The 19,854-nt window shown below is 68.9% G+C and carries 11 protein-coding genes; 6 read left to right on the plus strand and 5 right to left on the minus strand.

The window, feature by feature from the left end; all coding sequences use genetic code 11:
• Together Mth01_RS24370 and Mth01_RS24375 are read left to right on the plus strand one after the other, a co-directional pair.
• Window positions 1–746 (plus strand): carbohydrate-binding protein (locus tag Mth01_RS24370; protein WP_407695974.1); only part of this gene is annotated, 746 nt, incomplete at its 5' end.
• Between the two features lie 341 nt (window positions 747–1,087).
• Window positions 1,088–3,001, plus strand: coding sequence for a serine/threonine protein kinase (locus tag Mth01_RS24375; protein WP_204018273.1), 1,914 nt, complete (start codon window positions 1,088–1,090; stop codon window positions 2,999–3,001).
• Window positions 3,002–3,080: 79 nt separating this feature from the next.
• Here the strand turns inward: Mth01_RS24375 and Mth01_RS24380 are convergent, their stop codons facing one another.
• The 4 genes from Mth01_RS24380 to Mth01_RS24395 form a co-directional block, all read right to left on the minus strand.
• Window positions 3,081–3,752: a hypothetical protein gene (locus Mth01_RS24380; RefSeq protein WP_204018274.1), complete on the minus strand. Its 672-nt coding sequence runs from the start codon at window positions 3,750–3,752 to the stop codon at window positions 3,081–3,083.
• A gap of 57 nt (window positions 3,753–3,809) precedes the next feature.
• Window positions 3,810–4,508, minus strand: a complete 699-nt coding sequence (locus Mth01_RS24385; RefSeq protein ID WP_204018275.1) for a DUF4352 domain-containing protein — start codon at window positions 4,506–4,508, stop codon at window positions 3,810–3,812.
• 177 nt (window positions 4,509–4,685) lie between these two features.
• On the minus strand, window positions 4,686–5,333 hold the full coding sequence (locus Mth01_RS24390) for an NYN domain-containing protein (protein ID WP_308440839.1): 648 nt from the start codon (window positions 5,331–5,333) through the stop codon (window positions 4,686–4,688).
• A gap of 232 nt (window positions 5,334–5,565) precedes the next feature.
• Window positions 5,566–8,511 carry a tetratricopeptide repeat protein gene (locus Mth01_RS24395; RefSeq protein ID WP_204018277.1) on the minus strand — a complete coding sequence of 982 codons (2,946 nt, stop codon included), beginning with the start codon at window positions 8,509–8,511 and terminating at the stop codon, window positions 5,566–5,568.
• Between the two features lie 430 nt (window positions 8,512–8,941).
• Here Mth01_RS24395 and Mth01_RS24400 point away from each other — a divergent pair, with 430 nt between their 5' ends.
• Genes Mth01_RS24400 through Mth01_RS24410 form a run of 3 tightly spaced genes read left to right on the plus strand, consistent with a single transcriptional unit; the run spans window position 8,942 to window position 17,957 of the window.
• Window positions 8,942–9,961 carry a serine/threonine-protein kinase gene (locus tag Mth01_RS24400; RefSeq protein WP_204018278.1) on the plus strand — a complete coding sequence of 340 codons (1,020 nt, stop codon included), beginning with the start codon at window positions 8,942–8,944 and terminating at the stop codon, window positions 9,959–9,961.
• A gap of 44 nt (window positions 9,962–10,005) precedes the next feature.
• Window positions 10,006–12,801 (plus strand): DEAD/DEAH box helicase, encoded by a 2,796-nt coding sequence (locus Mth01_RS24405; protein WP_239089963.1) that lies wholly within the window; start codon window positions 10,006–10,008, stop codon window positions 12,799–12,801.
• A complete protein-coding gene (locus Mth01_RS24410) occupies window positions 12,798–17,957 on the plus strand; it encodes a class I SAM-dependent DNA methyltransferase (RefSeq protein WP_204018280.1) in 5,160 nt (1,719 codons plus the stop codon). The genes Mth01_RS24405 and Mth01_RS24410 overlap by 4 nt, the downstream gene beginning before the upstream one ends.
• Before the next feature lie 128 nt (window positions 17,958–18,085).
• Here Mth01_RS24410 and Mth01_RS24415 read toward each other — a convergent pair whose 3' ends face one another.
• A complete protein-coding gene (locus tag Mth01_RS24415; protein ID WP_204018281.1) occupies window positions 18,086–18,424 on the minus strand; it encodes a ribbon-helix-helix protein, CopG family in 339 nt (112 codons plus the stop codon).
• Window positions 18,425–18,886: 462 nt separating this feature from the next.
• Here Mth01_RS24415 and Mth01_RS24420 point away from each other — a divergent pair, with 462 nt between their 5' ends.
• Window positions 18,887–19,690, plus strand: a complete 804-nt coding sequence (locus Mth01_RS24420; protein ID WP_239089964.1) for an ATP-binding protein — start codon at window positions 18,887–18,889, stop codon at window positions 19,688–19,690.
• The last annotated feature ends 164 nt before the right edge of the window (window positions 19,691–19,854 follow it).

Raw genomic sequence — 19,854 nt, forward strand, 5'->3', positions numbered from 1 at the left:
CCTCGGGCAGCGTCCAGGCGGGCCAGTCGGTCACGATCCGGGTGAACACCGCGGTCACCGGCGGCAACGCGCAGTCGGTCAGCCTGAGCACGCGTTCGCTGCCCAGCGGCGTGACCGCGTCGTTCAACCCGGCCACGGTCACCGCGGGCCAGTCCGCCACGCTGACCCTGTCCGCATCGTCGACCGCCCAGGGCGGCACCTACCAGGTGACCGTCGTCGGCACCGCCGGGTCGACCACCCACGAGGCGTCCTACTCCCTCACCGTGGGCAACGACCAGCCGCCGACGAACGACTTCTCGGTGTCGGTGAGCCCGTCGTCCGCCTCGGTGCAGGCCGGAAAGTCGGCCAGCGCGACCCTCAGCACCAAGGTGACCAGCGGCAGTGCGCAGTCGCTCACGCTGTCGGCCGGCGCGCCCTCAGGCGTGACGGTGTCGTTCAGCCCGGCCACGATCACGGCGGGGCAGTCGTCGACGGTGATGATCGCCGCATCCTCGTCCACCGCGGCGGGGACCTACACGATCAGCCTCAACGCGGCCGGCACGGTCAGTCACGCGGCGTCGTTCTCGCTGACCGTCACCGGCGGTGGCGGCGGTGACGGTGGGGGGACCGCCTGGGCGGCCTACACCTCCTACAAGGTGGGCGACGTCGTGACCTACAACGGCGTGAGCTACCGGTGCATCCAGGCGCACACGTCCATGCCCGGCTGGGAGCCGTCCAACGTTCCCGCCCTCTGGCAGCGGCTGTAACAACCGAATGTGATCGATGACGGGGCGGGCGGCCATCCTGGGCCGCCCGCCCCACGTCGTCCGAGTGAGGGCGTCGGCGTGAGCGCCGAGCGCCACGCCCGGTCCACCGTCACGGTCACGGTCGAGGACGATCCGTCCGATGGTGTACGGTTCGTCCTGCCCGCCCTCCGCCGGCCCCGCTGACTGACGTCCCCGGGTAACGATAGATCACAATATAGGCGTGAATCGGATACACGCTTACTCTGATCTTCATTTTCCCGTGCCTGTTATGTAACCTCCCTTAAGGCGCAGATCGGGCGGAATCGGGCCCGCCGGTCGATGTGAGAGCACACGGAGGGCGCTTGCTGCCGCTGTTGGCGGGTGATCCGCAGGAGATCGGCCCATATCGGATCGTGGGCCGGCTCGGCGCGGGCGGCATGGGCGTCGTCTACGCCGCCGTGGACGGGGCCGGCCAGCGCGTGGCCGTCAAGCTCGTCCACGAGGCGCTGTCGATCGACCTCGAGTTCCGCCGCCGCTTCAGCCGCGAGATCTCCGTACTCCGTGGAGTCGAGGGGGCCTGCCTCGCCCGCATGTTCGACGCCGACCCCGGCACGGAACGCCCCTGGCTGGCCACCGAGTTCATCCCCGGTCCCACCCTCGAGCAGCACGTGCAGGCCGAGGGGCCGGTGACGGGCGACGCGCTCACCGGCCTGGCCGCCGGACTGGCCGAGGCGCTGGTGGCCATGCACGCCGCCGGAGTCGTCCACCGCGACCTCAAGCCGTCGAACGTGATCCTTTCCCCGCAGGGCCCCCGGCTCATCGACTTCGGCATCGCGAAGGTGCTGGACGAGACCTCGATGACTCACACAGGCACGCTGATCGGTTCCCCCGGGTGGATCAGTCCGGAGGAGTACGGCGACGGCCGCGCGGGGACACCCGCGGACGTGTACGGCTGGGCCCTGCTGGTGCTGTACGCGACGACCGGCGAGCCGCCGTACGGCACGGGTCGGCCCGAGGTGCTCGCCTACCGGGTGCGCGAGGAGACTCCCGACATCGCGACCGTGCCGGAAGAGCTGCGTGAGATCGTCGGCCGGGCGCTCGCCAAGGACCCGGCCGAGCGGCCCACGGCCGACGAGGCCCTCGTGGCGGTGACGGCGAGCCGGCCGGACGCGGAAGACGATCAGGCTCGGGAATCCTTCGACATCACCTCGTTCATCCAGCGCACATGGGTGCTGCCCCAGCAGGAGGCCCCCGAAAACACCGACTGGCCCCAATCCGGCCCGCTCGCCGCCGCCTCACCCACACCGTCCGTGCCCTCTGCCCCGGAGCCGGAGCCGGAGCCGGCGGCGAGCGCCTCCCCGACCGGGCCGATCGCCGCCCAGTCGATCGCCGTCCGGCCGACCGGTGTGGGCAAGCTGCCGGATGATCAGCGGTTGGTCATGGTGGCCCGGCGGTCCGGGCCGTCCTGGGTCCACGCCTACGTGGCCACGGCGGCCGCGGTGACCGTGATCGCCGTGGCCGCGATCGTCGCCACGTCCTCGGCGGAACGTTCCACGCCCACCGCTGCGGCCCAGACGCCCTCCGCCCCGCCGGTGACGACCCCCGCGTCCTTACCGACGGTGACGCCCTCGCCGTCGTTGACGCCCACCCCGCTGCCCGAGCCGGTTCCGACGCGAACACCGAAGAAGCGCAAACCCCGGTTCACGGGCAAGCGTGTGTCGTTCCAGGGCATCACGACGGTCCTGCCCAAGGGCTGGCGGATGTTCGCCGTGGGCAAGGACTACGCCTGCATCGAGTCCCCGCGCTCCGTCGGCAGCGGGGGCCCGTGGGACTTCACCTGCCGTCCCGACGCGATGGCGCTCGTCGTCAGGTCGTCCAACGACGGGTGGCCGGGGTTCGGCATACAGGACAACGAGTTCGGTTTCATGTGGGGCCAGCACGTGCCCTGCCTGACGGGAGGAAGCGTCATCCGGGATCCGTACGGCTCGTATGCCGAGCCCGGCGGAGATGCCGGCTTCTACTACGGGATCGATCCGTACGGTTCCCGGCTCGTCCACTCGGGGCTGGCCAAGATGGGCGACGGCCGGAAGGCGTACTACCGTGAGTGGCAGGTGGCCTGCGAGGTCAACCTCGTCTACACCATGAAGATCTGGCACCTGCCGCAGTCGAAGGTGTCGCTATACGTGCTCAGCGCCCGCCCGGAGGACGGCAAGGGCCACCGGCAGATCATCGCGTCGATGGACCTGCGGGGATACAGGCACGCCGCCAAAGTCTGAACCGGATCAAGGCGGATGAGCCCCGGGATCTCACCCGCCTTCGCGGCCTGCGTCTTTCGGGGAGCCCGGTTCGGGGAGCTCAGTTTCGGGTCAGGGTCCAGGCGCCGTCGGCATGGACGGTGACGAGGCGGGTGCCGGTGGGGAGCACGACCTTCCCCCGATAGCGGCCGATCTCGTTGATGAGGAGGTCGGAGAACGAGCCGAGCCGGGTGTGGCCGTGGACGATGAAGTTCGACTCGCCGTTGTGCGCGGCGCGCATCGTGCGCAGGCCACGGGTGGGGGAGAGCTTGAGCACCTGGTCGCCTTGGCCGCGGATCGTCGCGCCGCACCAGCAGCGGGCCTTCTGGACAGGCAGGAAGGTCGCCGTCCAACGACCGTCGGCCCTGATCTCCAGCCCGATCGTGCCCTTGGTGCCGTAGTCGTTGTACAGGACCGTCCCGTCGTACCGGCCGATCTCATTGACCAGGTACTCCCCGGTCTTGCCCCGGGGATCGATCGTGTGGACGATGAAGTTCGACTCGCCGTCGTGTGTGAGGCGGATGAGGCCGGGTTGCTTGGTGGCGCGGATGCGGATGACGTCGTCGCCGACGCCGCGGAACCGGGTGGCGGCCTGGGCGCTGGCCTCGGTGCCGGCCTGGGTGTTGATCTGAGTGTTGACCTGGGTGTTGACCTGGATGGCGGCATCGGCGGTGGCCGGGGTCGTGAGCGCGGCCGTGGTCAGGGTCAGTACGGCGATCATGCGGCGGAGCATGTGCTTCTCCTCTGGGAGGGGGTACGGACGTCGCTTGGGATGGAGATCAGCAGGAGATCAACGCAGGGTGACGGTGACCCCGCCGGAGAAGAACGAGTCGTGCAGCTCGATGGACTTGATCTTGAAGTCCTTCGGCACGTCGAAGAGCACGATGCCGTTCACCGTGTTGCCGGGGTTGATGTTGTTGAGGAAGGCGTTGGAATCCTTCATCCCGATGGCGGCGCCGGAGTCGGCGTCGAACTGCCGGCCCTGCGTGTCGATGAGCTTCTGGGCCGAGCCGGTGAACATCTGGGCCTTGTCGCCGATGTTCTTCACGTTCAGGTGGACCAGGACGTACTGCCCCTGCGCCTTGGAGACCATGAACCCCTCGCCCACCTGCGACAGGCCCTTCTCCACCTTGGTGACCTTGAAGGCGAACTTGCCGTCCTTGACCAGGTCGCCGATGCCGGGGGTCTTCGGCTTATCGGCCTGCTTGGGCTTGTCCGCCGCCTTGTCCGCCGCCTTGTCCGCCGGCTTGGCGGAGGTGCCGTTCGAGGTGGCGGTGGTCGTGGTGTCGCTGTCGCCGCCGGACCCGCCGCCGCTGAAGATCGCCGCCAGCACGATGATGCCCATGAGGACACCGGCGCTGATCAGCACGGCCTTGAGGCAACCGCCACCCTTCTTCTGCACGATCACGGTCTGCGGGTACGGCTGCGCGGTCTGCTGGTAAGGCTGCGCCGGGCCGTACGGACCGGGGTGTTGCTGGTTGCTGTGCACGAGGCCTCCAGAACGGGGGACGGGTACGGCGGCAGGGCCCTACGGCACACGCTGAGCGCCACGGCACAGCCACCGTCGTGTAGACAACCAGCATTACAGCAGACTGTGAACTGAGAACACAAGTCAGATTAAGAAAACAGGGACCCGCCGCCATCAAGGGGTGGTTGGTGGAAGGCGTCAGGCGCGCGGCCTGCTGTAATCGGTGGTGTCGAGGACGGCCTGGTAGTCGCTCTCATCAAGCCAGTGACACCAGGGGCTCGACGTACCGTCGATCCGCAGCCGGCCTCCGCCGCCACGCCACGCCGCGACCTCGATGTGCCCGCACTTGAGCTCCTGCACAGCCTCGATCGCCGGCACCAGATCCGTGTCGCCGCTGAACACGACTCCGACGTCGTAGGAGTCGTCGACGGCGGCCAGCCTGAGGATGTCGACAGCCAGCGCCACATCGATGCCCTTCTCAACGGCAGGTTCATGCGGCCATCTGGTCGGATACCGCAGCGGTCGTCGTCTTACCAGCACTTTGGGAGAGCGGGTCCAAGCGTCCGATTGCCGATCGTTGGCGGCTGCCGCAGCAGGCTGCCGACGCGGGTTTGGTGCGCCACGGTAGATCCGGACCTGAGCGAGTCGACTGGGGTAACCGTTTGTGGTGCGCTTTTGAACGATCAGTTGGCCGAGCCTGTATGGATCGATATGGCCGTTGGCGGGATGGGTGCCTCGCGGCCAGAAGGCTCGGAGAGCAGAACCATGAACATTTTGGTAGTCCATGAAGACTACGACACGTGCGGGGGCCACTACTCTGTGATACCAGAACGTGGCTCGCTCCACATAGAAAAGTCCCCGCCAGTCCCGGAGGACGACGGGGAAGAATCATCGCCGACATTACCCGCACGGCTCTTGGCCAGCTGGGATTTCGGGCAAAAAAGTCCCCGCCAGTCCCGGAGGAGGGCGGGGAAGAATCTCCTTCACGATACACCACTCGGCTGTCGGTGTCGAGCTGACCGGGACACTTCGTAGTCGACGTGTCACAGAATCGGCTGGTGGGCCTTGCCGTACGGGGTCAGTCCTCGGTGGGGAGGGCGGCGCGGAGGGTGGCGGCCCGGTCGCGTACGGCGTCCGCCTCGGCGTGGCCGAGGACGGTCAGCAGTTCGCCCAGGTGATCGAGCGCGGTGACCAGCGAGGGGCGGCGGCTCGGGTCGTGAGCGGCTCGCCGCTCCATGATCTCGACGCATCTCCTCTGGTACGGCAGCGCGTCCAGGTCCCGGCCGGCGTCGTGCAGATAGCCGCCCAGCCGGTCGAGCACCACGGCCAGCGCTCCGAGGAAGACATCCGGATCGGCCGAAGCGCCCGCCTCGAAGATCTCGACCACCTCGCGCTGCGCGGCGGCGGCCTCGCCGGGGCTGCCCTGCCGGGACAGGAGGGTCGCCATCGAGTCGAGCACGTGGGCACACGGCATCGGGTCGGCGTCCGGATGCTGGATCACGTGGATCTCCCACAGCGCGGCGGCCCGGTCCAGGTGCCGCCGGGCCTGGTCGAGCAGGCCGATGCCGAGGAGCTCCTGCGCCACGTCGTTGAGCGTCCGCACGGTGTGGGCCAGATCCTCCTGCACCTCGGTCAGCCGCTCCACCGTGGCCTCGGTGTCCCGGCCGAGGCAGGTCAGGATGAACAGCCGCCGGTGCAGCGAGCCGACGAGGCAATCGGTGTCGCCGAGGCCGGCCCAGATGTCGGCCGCCCGTTCGGCGTGCGGCAGCGCCTCCCGGTGAGCGCCCCTCTCGCAGAGGCGTTCGGCCAGGCTGTCGATGGTCATCGCCAGCTTCGGCAGGTACGGCTCCGGCCGCTGGAGTGCCAGGTCTTCCAGGATCTCCATGGCCTCGTGCAGCATGCCGAGCGCGTCCTCACCGCCGTTCTCGCCGGTGTCGCCGTGCTCGCCGCCGTGTTCGCCGCCGGCCGCCTCGGCCGTACGATCGCTGAGCATGCGAAGCGCGTGCGCCAGCCCGGCGCGGTCGCCGGCCTCGCGGTAGAGGTCGACGGACAGCCGCAGCGTCGACAGGCACTCGTCGAGCCCGCCGGTACGCCACAGGTAGACGCCGAGGGAGAGCCAGGCGGAGGCGAGCCGGGACCGGAAGCTGACCGGGTCGTGCTGGATCAGCTCGCCATAGAGGGAGACCGACCGCCGCATCAGCGTCAGCGAGCGGTCGAACCGCTCCGCCATCTCGTGATAGCGGCTGAGATTGTGCAGCGTGGCGGCCAACTGCTCGCCGCGATCCGTGTCGCCCGGCCGGTAGGCCCGCTCCAGCAGGCTGACGGCCCGATCCAGACTGGTGATCGCGTGCTCGAACTGGCGTGCCTCCTCCCAGATGCCGCCCAGCAGGCGCAGCGCGTCGGCGAGGTCGAGGTCCCACTCGGCACCCCCCTCGTCGTACAGGCGCTGGTAGATCTCGGCGGACTCGCGCGCGCGGGCCAGCGCGTCGTCGATCCGCCCGCATACCCGAGCGGTGACCGCCGCGTTGAAGAGCACGTGCGCCAGTCCGGGCAGGTCCCCGGCCGTGCGGAACAGATCGATCGCGTCGGCCATGGCGGCGGCCGAGGCGTCGTGATCACCGTCCGTGTGCAGGTATGTGCCAAGTGCCCGGAGCGCGTCGGCCAGTCGCGGGTCCCCGGCCTGACGGTAGAGCTCGGCGGATCGCTTCGCCTCCGCGGCCGCGCGTGCCGCCTGGCCGTTCTCGGCGAGCCGCTCGGCGAGGCAGCCGTACGCCTGGGCGAGGTCGACGGAGCGGGAACCGTCCCGCTCGACCAGGTCCCGATAATGCTTGACCGCCTCCTCGGTGGCGTAGACGGCCTTGGCGCCGCGCCCGGCCGCGGTGTACCGGATGCCCAGGTTGACCAGGTCGATCGCCAGATCGGGCAGGTGCCGGCCGGGGTCGGCCGCGACGAGGTCGCGGTCGATGTCGACCGCCTCGAGCATGACCTCCAGCGCCTCCTCCGTCTCCCGGAGCCGGCCGAGCACATCGGACAGCCGCCGCAGGTGGGCGGCCCGCAGGTCCGATCGGGGCGCGTCCACGGCGAGTGCCTCGTCCAGGCAGTCGCGGGCCTGCGCCCACTGGCCGAGGTTGCCGTGCCGTACGGCGAGGCCGCCCCAGGCCAGGCCGAGCGTGACCTGGTCGGAGGGGTCGTCGCGCGCGGCGTCCAGCGCCTGCCGGGACGCCTCCAGCGCCGCGGTCAGGTCACCCGCCAGGTGGTGGATGTCGCTCAGGATGTTGAGCGTGAAGGCGACCTCGAAGGAGACGCCCACGTGACGGAACCACTCGACGGCCTTCTCGGCGACGGTGACCGCCTCCGCGTGGCTGCCCGTCCGGCTGAGCATCCGTGCCCGCAGCCGCAGCGCCAGGGCGTACGGCTCGGCGGACCACTCCTCCTCCAGCGGATCGAGCGCTTTCACGAGCCGGTCGGCGACCCGCAGCGCGGCGAGCGGCCGGTCGAGGCGGACGAGCAGTTCGGCGAGCGGCTCGGCCTCGGCGGTGGCCGCACGCCACCGGGCCTCGCTGCGCCGGTCTTCCCGGAGCCGGTCTTCCCGGCGCGGGGCTTCGTGGCGCCTGGCGAGCCGGATCATGCCGTCGAAGGCCTGCCGCCGCAGGGCCAGGGCCTCCTTCAGGTCACCGAGAGCGGTGAGGGGGGAGGCCAGCCTGCTCATCGCCACGGCGATCGCGAACTCGTCGCCCGTACGCCGATGGAGGTCCAGCGCCAGGCGGCGTACGTCACGCTCGTCGGCGGCCCGATCCCGCGAGGCCAGACGATCGCCGAGCGCACCGAGCCACCCGAGGAGCTCGGCCTCCACGAACGCGGGCACCTCGATGACCAGCTGTTCGGGTCCGGCGATGTCGTCGTCGTCCAGTCGGGCGCACAGGTCGCCGAGCGCCCGTACGACGTCGGCGTCGAACCATTCGAACGACTCGGGCCGCTCGGCGGCGAGGTCCTGGTACTGGCGGATGAGGTGACCGATCGACATGCCCGGGGGAACCATTCCTTCTCACCTGGAACGTGACATTTGACGGATCATCGCGCAGATCACCACGAGATGTACAGATCCATCGGTTAGCAGGAAGATTACCAGCCTGCTCGATGTGAATTCAATACACAAATTACCGTGGTAGAGTCCCGCCTGGAGGGTGCCGGTGGAGCGGGGAGTCGGAGCTTCGATGATGAGCCAAGAGTGGGCCACGGCCGGCAACATAGATCGAAATCATATTGTTACTTCTGTTCACAGACGCATGTGTGTGGACCTGTCTGCACTGACCGGTTACTGTTGCCTGACGTGCGGTGAAGGTGTGGGGCCTGATCACTTTGGGGCCGGAACGGACATCTCAAGGAGCGAGGCGGCGTATCCTGGGCGCGCCCTGGTGCGTTGCCCCCGGACGTCGCGGTAGAGGCAGGTGAGCATGGATCCCCTGGACCGCTCCGATCCCACCCGGATCGGCGGTGCCACCCTGCGCGGACGGCTCGGTTCCGGAGGCATGGGCCGGGTCTTCTACGGCGTCACCGACGATTACGAGCAGGTCGCCGTAAAGATCATCCGTGAGGATCTGCTCGGCCACGCCGAGCCCCGCGCCAGATTCGCCCGGGAGATCGACGCCCTGCGGACCGTACGGGGGCCGCACGTCGCCGCCCTGATCGACGCCTCCGGCGAGGATGAGGAGCGGCCCTGGCTCGCCGTGGAGTTCGTCCGCGGCCTGAGCCTGAAGGAGTTCATCGACAGCCGAGGCCCGCTCGGCGACGAGCACGCCGCGACGCTCGGCGTCCTGCTGGCGTCCGCGCTGGGCGACATCCACGCGGCCGGCCTGCTCCACCGCGACCTCAAGCCCGGAAACATCCTGCTCGGCAGGGACGGGGCGAAGGTCATCGACCTGGGCCTGGTCGCCCTCGTCGACGGCCCGACCGACCTGACCACGACCACCTCGACGCTCGGCACGCCCGCGTGCATGTCGCCTGAGCAGGCCAACACTCCCAAGAACGTCACCGCCGCCACCGATGTCTACGCACTCGGCGCGACGCTGATGTTCGCGCTGGCCAAGCACTACCCCTACGACGGCAAGACCGTCGCCGCGCTGTTCATGAACATCATCAGCCCCGAAGTGGAGCCGGACCTCACCGGCGTCCCCGCGGAGTTAGCGCCGCTCATCGCCGCGATGCTCGCCCACGACCCGGCCGACCGCCCCACCGTGCCGGAGGCGTACGAGCGGCTCAAGGAGTTGGCGACCGCGGATGGGATCTCGCTGCCGGTGGCCGTACGCCGCTTCGCCGTGGCCACCTACGTCGAGCGGGAGACCGATCCGCAGGACCCCGCCCCGCCTGCCCGGCCGCGCCCCCGCGACCTGTCCGAGGTCGTCGTGCCCGGTTCGGTGGTCGCGCGGCTCGCCGACCGTCTCCGCGGCGCGTACGCCGCCAGTGCCCGTCTCTGACCAGCGCCCGTCTCTGACCAGTGCCCGTTTCCAAGAGGAGAACCGTGACCGAGACCTCGTTCCCGCCCGGTGCCCGGATCGAAGTCCGGGACGCCGAGTGGATCGTCCGGACCTGCGCGCAGCTCGCCTCGGGCGGCGACGAGCCCAGGTACAAGATCACGGCGGTCGGTGCCTCGGAGTTCGTCCGCGACGAGGACGCGGTCTTCTTCACCGACCTGGACGAGGTGGGCCTGCTTCGGCCCGAGGAGACCGTCTTGGAGCAGGACAGGACGCCACGCTTCGCGCAGAGCCGCCTCTTCATCGAGGCCGTCCTGCGCCGGACCCCGCTCCCGCAAACGGAGAAGGGCCTCGCGCTCGCCGACCGGTTCCTCCTCGACCCGCTGGCCTACCAGCGGCGCCCCGCCGAGCTCGCGCTGAGGGGCCTGCGCCCGCGCATCCTGATCGCAGACGTCGTCGGTCTCGGCAAGACCCTGGAGATCGGCCTCATCCTCGCCGAGCTGATCCGGCGCGGCCGCGGCGAGCGCATCCTCGTCGTGACCCCGCAGCAGGTGCTCGAGCAGTTCCAGCACGAGCTGTGGACGCGGTTCGCCATCCCGCTGATCCGCCTCGACTCGGTCGGCATCGAGCGGATCCAGCGGGAGATCCCGGCGGGCCGCAACCCGTTCACCTACTACAAGCGGATCATCGTCTCGGTCGACACGCTCAAGAACGAGGGCAGGTACGGCCAGCACCTGGAGAAGATGGACTGGGACGCGGTCGTCATCGACGAGTCGCACAACCTGATCGGTGAGAGCAGCCTGCGCAACAAGCTCGCCAGGCTGCTGGCCCGCAAGACCGACGCGCTGCTGCTGGCCAGCGCCACCCCGCACAACGGCAACAGCGAGTCGTTCGCCGAACTGATCCGCATGCTCGACCCCGCCGCGATCGCCGACGACAGGCACTACTCGGCCAAGGACATCGAGCACCTCTACATCCGCCGCACCAAGATCAGCCCTGAGGTGCGCGACCAGATGGGCGCGAAGTGGCCCGACCGCGGCCCCTCCGTCCCGGTGCGGTGCGCCGCCACCCCCGCCGAGGAGAAGATCTTCGAAGAGCTCACCCAGGTCTGGCTCGCAGGGGACCGGCGTGCCGGCGGCCCGGTCGTCGACGCCAAGCACCGGCTCTTCCCCTACACGCTGCTCAAGGCGTTCCTCTCCTCGCACAAGGCGCTGGCCAAGACGGTCGAGAACCGGTCCAAGAACGCCAAGGAGCCCCGCGAGATCGAGGCGCTGAAGACCCTCGCCGACCTGACCGCGCGGATGACCGACGACGACTCGGCCAAGCTCGACGCCCTCGTCCGGGTGCTCCGGGACGAGATCGGCGTACGGGCGGGCGGCCAGACCCGGGCCGTGGTCTTCTCCGAGAGCATCGAGACGGTCAGGTGGCTGGCCGAGGTCCTGCCCAAGCGGCTCGGCCTGACCGGTAAGGGCGCGGTCGAGATGATGCTCGGCAACGGCATGTCCGACCAGCAGCAGCAGGACATCATCGAGCGCTTCGGGCTCTCCGACAGTCCCGTCCGCCTGCTGGTGACCACCGACGTGACCTCCGAGGGCGTCAACCTCCACCGGCAGTGCCACCACCTGGTCCACTACGACGTGCCCTGGAGCCTCATCCGGATCGAGCAGCGCAACGGCCGCATCGACCGCTACGGTCAGACCGAGCAGCCGCGGTTCCGGGCGCTCATCCTCACCTCGGACGTCGAGGGAGCCAAGGACGACCGGACCGTCGCCGAGAAGCTCCTCGACAAGGAGGAGACCGCGCACCGCAGTCTCGGTACGGCCGAGGCCGTCACCGGCGAATATCGCGCCGAGCGCGAGGAGCGCCGCCTCATCCAGGACCTCCTCGCCGGCAAGTCCGTGGAACAGTCCCTCGCCGAGCAGCAGGCCGACGACCCCTTCGCCGACCTGTTCGGCTCCGTCGACGGCGGCGTCACGGGCGGCGACACCCTCCGCGCTGACGTGCCCCGGTTATTCGACGGCTCGGAGGCGTTCATCAAGGAGGCCGTCGACACGCTCGGGCTGCTCAAGGGCCTCGAGGACGACGGCACGATGCTCGCCTTCGAGCCGCCGCCGGACCTCGCCCACCGTCTGTCCGCGCTGCCCTCCGACTATCTGCGCACCCACGACGTCCGCAAGCGGATGAAGGTCACCTTCGACCGCGCGGAGGCCCGGCGGAAGCTCGACGAGGCCCGCAGGACCAAGACGATGTGGCCGGAGATCGCCTACCTCTCCGATCTGCACCCCATGGTCGACTGGGTGACCGACAAGGTTCTGGTACGGCTCGGCCGCCAGAAGGCGCCGGTCGTCACCGCCCAGGTCGACGAGCCGACCTTCCTCATCCAGGGCATCTACTCCAACCGGCTGGGGCAGCCGACCGTGGTCGAATGGATGGCCGTGGCATGCGGAGGCGCCTCCGCACGTGTGCTCGACCGGAAGATGACCGACGTCCTCGCCGCGGCCGACGTCGGCCCCAAGATGATCAACACGGGCCGGGCGATCGACCTCCGGCCCCTCCAGGAGCGGGTGCCCCAGGCGGTCGCGACCGCCCGCGCCCACCTGGAGGAGCGCCGCTCGGCCTACGAGAGACAGGTCGTCGGGCCGCTCGACTCCTACCAGAGCCGGCTCGATGAGTGGCGGCAGCTCACCCTCGACGGCGTGCACGCCTCCCAGCGCGGACGCAAGGAGCAGCGCGTCCGGGAGACCGTCGATCGGCAGCAGCGTCTGCTCGACTCCCTCAAGATCACCGGGGAGCCGCTGCTGCGGGTCCTCGCCGTACTCGTTCCTCAGGACGGAAACCGATGAGCTTCGACTCGCTGGTCAACCGCGGCGACTACTTCTCGGCCCACTACCTGGCCGAGGTGCTGCCCAAGGACCTGAAGAAGTCCGGCGGCCTGTTCGCCCGCTGGAACGAGCAGGAGAAGGCCGGGCACCGCACCCCGCGCAAGGGGCTGCGTGCGCTCGCCAAGCCGTACTTCGCCGACCGGCCGTACTTCGCGGACATGGACGACCGGCTGCGCGACGGCGAGGTGCCGGCCCCTGACCTGAGCGCTGACGAGGGCGCCGAGTGGCGCAAGGAGCTGGGCGAGCTCCACGGCGAGGTGCTGCGCGCCCTCGGCTACGAGGCGAGCCCGCGCGAGCTGACGGTGGAACGGGCGGGCAAGGACTACGTCGTCGAGGTCGCCTACGCCGACCGGCACCTGGTCGCGATCGAGTGCGGCTGGGCCGCCGACGTGGACGCCGCCCTCGACGACGACCGGGCCGGGCGGCTGCTCGCGCCGGTCAGGCTCGACAACACCGAGGAGATCACCTCCGGCACCAGGCTCGCCTCCTGGCTGCTGACCGCGGAGGAGGCGCCGCGCTACGTGCTCATCCTCGCCGGGGGCGTGGTCGTGCTCGCCGACCGCGCGGTGTGGGGCGAGGGCCGCTATCTCGCGGTCAGCCTCGATGTCGCGCTCGGCCGGAACAACGAGGCTGAGCTGGGCACGATCGCCGCGCTGTTCGGCGCCGACTCGCTGCTGCCGCCGGAGGAGGGCGGCTCCGAACCGCTCGCCGAGCTGCTCGACCGGTCCCGCGGTCACGCGGTCGGCGTCTCCAGGGAGCTGCGCGACGGCCTGAAGGACTCGGTTGAGCTGATCGCCAACGAGGTGCTCGCCCGCGTCCGCGCCCAGGGCGTACGGCCCGAGCAGATCATGGAGCCCGCCGCCCTGGCGAAGCAGCTGGGCCGCGAGTCGCTGCGCTACCTCTATCGGATCCTGTTCCTGCTGTACGCCGAGGCCCGCCCGGAGCTGGGCATCCTGCCGACCGACGACGATGACTACGTCAGGGGCTACAGCCTGGCCCGCCTGGGCGACCTGGTGGTGCGCGACCTGACGGGAGAGGAGGCGCGGGGCGGGTTCCATCTCTACGAGTCGCTCAACCTGCTCTTCCGCATGGTCAACCGCGGCCACCGGCCTCGACTGGGCGCCGAGCCCGAGGGCTCGGAGGGGGAGGGGCTGCGGTTCGAGCCGCTCCGCTCCGACCTGTTCGAGCCTGAGGCGATCAAGCTCATCGGCCGGAACGCGATCTCCCTGGACGATGACGACCCGGACGCGCCGCCCGTCGACACCCGGCTGCGCAACGAGACGCTCTACAAGGTGCTGCGCAAGCTCATGCTCACGAAGGGGCGGAAGAAGGAGCGCGGCGGCTTCATCTCCTACGCCCAGCTCGGCATCAACCAGCTCGGCGCGGTGTACGAGGGCCTGATGTCCTACACCGGGTTCATCGCCACGGAGGAGCTGTACGAGGTCGCCAAGGGCGGCGACCCGAAGGACGGCTCGTGGCTGATCCCGGCCTCGAAGGTGGACGACTATCCGTCGGAGGTATTCGTCCACGCGGTGGACGAGGACGGGAACAAGCTCGATGAGTACAAGCGCTATCGCGAGGGCTCGTACGTCTACCGCCTGGCCGGCCGCGACCGGGAGACCAGCGCCTCCTACTACACCCCCGAGTCGCTGACCCAGGTCACCGTACAGCTCGCGCTTCAGCACCGCCTCGACCAGGACGACACGGTCACCCCGGCCCGGGAGATCCTGAAGTGGACGATCTGCGAGCCCGCCCTGGGCTCCGGCGCGTTCCTCAACGAGGCGATCAATCAGGTCGCCGCTGAGTATCTCAAGCGCCGCCAGCAGGAGCTGGGCGTCTCGATCGACCCCGAGGCGTACGAGGAGGAGCTGCAGAAAGTCAAGGCGTACGTCGCGCTGCACAATTCTTATGGCGTCGACCTCAACGAGACCGCGATCGAACTGGCCGAGGTCTCGCTCTGGCTCAACGTCATGCACCCCGGCCTGCAGGCCCCCTGGTTCGGCCTCCACCTGCGCCGCGGCAACTCCCTCATCGGCGCGGGCCGGAAGGTGTACGGCGCGGCGCAGCTGACCAAGGGCACCTGGCTGAAGGAGGCCCCCGAGGACCTGCCGTTCTCGGCGGGGGAGCTGCCGGCGGGCAAGGTCCACCACTTCCTGCTCCCCGCCGAAGGCTGGGGCACGGTCGCCGGAGCCAAGGAAGCCAAGGAACTGGCTCCCGAGCAGGTGAACCGGCTCAAGGCCTGGCGCAAGCAGCTGCACAAGAGCGTCTCCGACAAGAAGAAGCAGGGCCACAAGCTCACCCAGCTTGGGCGCCTCCAAGGGCTGTCGAAACGGGCCGAGTACCTGTGGGACCTGGTCCAGCAGCGGCTGGCCATCTCCGAGCGGGAGATCAGCCGCAAGATCGACGTCTGGGGCGCCGACTGGATCGACCAACCGGTCAACGCCGTGCCCAAGGAGAAGGTCTACGGCGACCTGACCGCGCCGGGCACGCCGTACTGGCGGCTGAAGAAGGTCATGGACGCCTGGTGTGCCCTGTGGTTCTGGCCGCTCGACAAGGCGGGCCTGCTCGACGGCTCCGACGATCTCTACGCCCGGCGCGCGAAGGGGGATCGGCCGGAGGAGGCGACCGGCACCCCGGCCGCCGATGAGTCGATCGGCTTCGGGGGTGTCTACGTCACAGACTCCCTGTTCAGCATCGGTGACAAGCAGCTTGACCTCGTCTCCTACGCCCTGGACGCGAAGGCCACCAAGGCCGGTGGCATGGCCAAGCCCGCCGCCCGCAAGCCCCGGCCCGCCCTGGAACCGCTGCGCCCGGTGATCCCGCTGGGGAACCTCGACGACTGGCTCGACTTCGCCGAGGCCGTGCTCGGCCGCGCCGACATCCCCGACGACTCGCTCGGCGCGGTCTTCGCGTCACTCGACGCCCTGGAGGTGTTCGAGAACGAGCTCCACACCTGGATGGGCATGGACTCCGAGTTCAAGCTGGGGGAGCGTTTCCCCTGGCTCGACGTGGTCGAGGAAATCACCGACCAACAGGGCTTCTTCCACTGGGAGCTCCACTTCGCCCAGATCTTCACCAACGGTGGCTTCGACCTCCAGGTGGGGAATCCGCCCTGGGTTCGGCCCCGCTGGCAGGAGGACGCGGTCATCGCCGAGCTGGAGCCATGGTTCAAGCTCGCGGAGAAGCCGAGCGTCGCCGAATGGCGCGACCGCAAGGCCGCCGTGCTTCCGGAAGGAGGCGCCCGGGTCTATTTCATGGGCGAGCTAGTAGGTAATGCGGGAACTGTTGATTTCCTCACGTCCGAGGCCACTTATCCGCTGCTGGTCGGTACACAGCCCGACCTCTACCGCGCCTTCATGTGCCGGGTCTGGGCCAACGTCGGCCGGGCGGGAATGGCCGGGCTCATCCATCCCGACACCCACTTCGGTGGCGTGAAGGAGGGCCGCCTGCGGGCTGCGGCCTACCGGCATCTCCGGATGCACGCTCACTTCCACAACCGCGCCGGTGTTTTCCCAGAGAATCACGCGAATACCGAGTTCGGCGTCCATGTTTACGCGTCGGCGGCTCAGACCTCGTTCACTCATTTGAGCTGGCTCTTCCACCCGGAAGCGCTCCTCGCTTCGCTGGACCATGATGGCACCGGCGAACTACCGGGGATTAAACATGACGGCAAGTGGGAGTTGCGTCCGCACAAGGAACGCCTCATCCGGGTGGACGAATCGTTACTCGCTCAGTGGGCGAAGCTCACCGACTCCGCCGACGTCCCCGTCGAGCAGACGCCGCTGCTCCATCCGGTGACCACCGCCGAGGCGGGTGCGATCGAGGCCCTGGCGGCCCACGGTCGGCGACTGGGCGCAGACGGTCCACGGATCAGCCGAGGGTATGACGAGGCGAACGCCAAGAAGGACGGACTGATCCAGTGGGTGACAGGCAAGCCTGGCTCTCTGGATGCCGTCATCCTGCAGGGGCCGCACTTCGTGCAGGCGACGCCGTACAACAAGCAGCCGAACATCCCGTGCAAGACGAACCGCGACTGGTCGGCGTGGGATCTGACGGCCCTGCCCGAGGACGCCGTCCCGGTGACCAACTACGAGCGAGCCTGCGACGAGGAGACCTACCTCGCCGCCCAGGACCGCTGGGTGAACTACCGGCTGCTGGAGCAGCTCCAAGCGGAGTATCGTGACAATCCGGGCAGTCTTCCGGAAGGGCTACGGAAGGCGAGCCCGGCGGAGATCGAGACCTACCTACAGGGCAGGTGCACCCAGCGCTATACCGAGTTCTACCGGCTGGCCTGGCGGCGCATGATCCCGTTCGACACCGAGAGGTCGCTGTTCGCTGCGCTGATCCCGCCCGGTCCGGCGCACGTTAACGCTGTGCACACGCTGGCGCTGCCCGACAACCAGGGCACCGCGCTGGCCGCTGGCTTCTGGGCGGCGCTCCCGCTCGACTACCTGCTGCGGATCACTGGGCGGGCGGATCTCCAGATCGGTGATGCACCGAACATGCCTGCTGCGGATCCGGACCATCCGCTGGCCTCGGCGCTGCTGCTCCGCACGCTCCGGCTCAACTGCCTCACCAACGCCTATGCTCCGCTCTGGGCTGAGCTGTACGATCCGGCCTGGACTGACGAGCAGTGGGCTGCCGACTGGCCGGGCCTCAGGCCGCTCGGGGAGGCGGCATCGGTCACCCCGGAGTGGGCATACGCCACCCCGCTCCGTATCGAGCGGGAACGCCGGGCCGCGCTGGTCGAGTTGGATGCGCTCGTCGCGCTCTGGCTCGGGATGACTGCCGAGCAACTCGTGGCGATTTACCGGTCCCGCTACCCGGTCCTGTCCGACTACGAGGCGCAGATCTGGTTCGACGCGAACGGCCGGAAGATCGCGGGCAATCACAACACCTACGGTTACGGCCAGACCAAGCAGCACTATGAGCAGCTCATGGCCCACCTCGACCCCGAGGCGAACGGTCCCGTTCCCGACGGGTACACCGCGCCGTTCTACAAGGCCGATCGGGAGGCCGAGTACCGCCAGGCCCACGCCGTCTTCTCCGAGCGCCTCCGCCGCTCCGGCTGGCAGCCGCCAGCCGTACCCGGCGTCGGCGGTGAGAGCGCGTCGTGACGAAAACCGTTTGCCCGATCACCCAGAGTGCGGCACCCTCAGCAGTGCCGCACCCCTGGCGGGTGCCGGAAGTAGGGGTCGGGACCACCGATGGAGTCGGGCGCCCGGCCCCCGCGTCGGGGGACGGATCAGGCGGCGTGGTCGGCGTGCTCCCGGATGTAGCGCGCGAAAGCCTCTCTCGCCAACTGGGAGAGCGTCTTCCCCTCACGTTCGGCCAGCGCCTGGGCAGCGGACTTCTCCTCCGGGCTCAGGCGGAATGTCACCTGAGGCGAGCGCTCGCCCGGTGCGCTGAGCGAGGGGCGGCCCACCGTCCGGTGCACATGCTCCACCGCGGCGTCCACGTATGCCTGGTCGATGCGGCTACCCCGCCGGTCGTAGATATCCTCGGCGTCGAGGTCGACGTCCGAGGAGTCGTCCAGGGTCAACTCGACGTCCTCTGGAGGCCAGGCGCCGCTGTACTCGGTCATGACGTGCTCCTTCTTAGCGCGGTCGGCAGGGTGACCGACAGGTGCTTCTCGGTCAGAACCGCGATGACCTCCAACTCCGGTCCACGATCATCCAGGCCGAGCCAGTGCCACTGTTCGTCCAGATCAGGGCCGGGCGGTGGCACCACAGTGGGTGGGCCACTGCGGATGACGAACAGGGCTCGGGCTCGGCCGATGCGGTGCTTTCGCGCTGACTGCGTGAATTTGTTTCTACGCAGGAACGCATTGTGCCATGCACAATTAGTCAAGGCGAATCCGGTGTGAGGGGAATATTACTTACGGTGAAAAGTGGGTGAAGGAAGGCCGAAGGTCATCAGGCTTGAGCCGCCTTCTTCGAGCGGCTCCGCCAGGCCTGCGCCCCCCAAGGCGGCACCCGGTGAGGATCTCCTTGGCTACCCGCCGTTGCCGGACGCGTTGTCAGACCAGCGCGGCACAATGACTGCCATGACCACCGACCCGACCGAGAGGGTGAGCGTGCTGACGGAGTGTCGTGGGGCCCTCGACGGTCCGTTCGACGGACGGAGCGTTCCGGGCGGCATGGTTGATGATCTGGATCTTCGGCTGTTCCGGTCGACTTATCTGCCCGCTATGGCCTCGGCCGATGTCATCGAGGAGGATGGCCGGCCGGAAGAGCTCCAGCTCGCGAGTCTCCGAATGGCCGATCTCGTGGGCGCCCCGACGGTTCTTGGGCTGCTGGTCCTCGGGTTAGACCCCGGCGCGTTCATTCCTGGCGCATACGTGCAGTTCGTCCGATATGACGGCACCGGGCCGGAAGCCCCCATCGCCGACGATCAGGAACTCAGACACAACATCGTCGACCTTGCCAGACGTCTCGACGCTCTACTGCGCGGTCACATCCACACCCGGGTGGTCGAAGTGGACGGGTTCCGCGAGCGACAGCAGCCGGACTATCCGTTCTCAGCCCTGCGCGAGGTCTTCATGAACGCGATCATGCATCGCAACTATGAGACCTCCCACGCCCCGGTGCGCATCCTCTGGTTCACCGACAGGATCGAGGTGACCAATCCGGGCGGGCGCTATGGCCAGGTGCGTCCGGACAACTTCGATCGGGTACGCGATGACCGTAATCCTTCGCTGGCCGCCGCGATGAAGTCGCTCGGATACGTCAACCGATCCGGCCGAGGGATCGGCCGGATCCAGGCGGCCCTCAGGGAGAACGGCAACCCGGACGCGGAGTTCCTGATCGATGAGGTGTCATGGTCGGTGACCCTGCGGAGGGTGACGTGACCTCGGCGGCACTCTTCAACGACAAGGGCGGCGTGGCCAAGACGGTCCTCACTAATCACACTTGCCGGATCACTTTCAGTGAGGCATGCTCTGTGCTGCCGCACCCCCGGTGGGTGCCGGAAGCAGGGGCCGGGACTACCGATGGAATCGGGTGCCCGGCCCCC

Source organism: Sphaerimonospora thailandensis (assembly GCF_016863115.1).
Classification (GTDB): Bacteria; Actinomycetota; Actinomycetes; order Streptosporangiales; family Streptosporangiaceae; genus Sphaerimonospora; species Sphaerimonospora cavernae.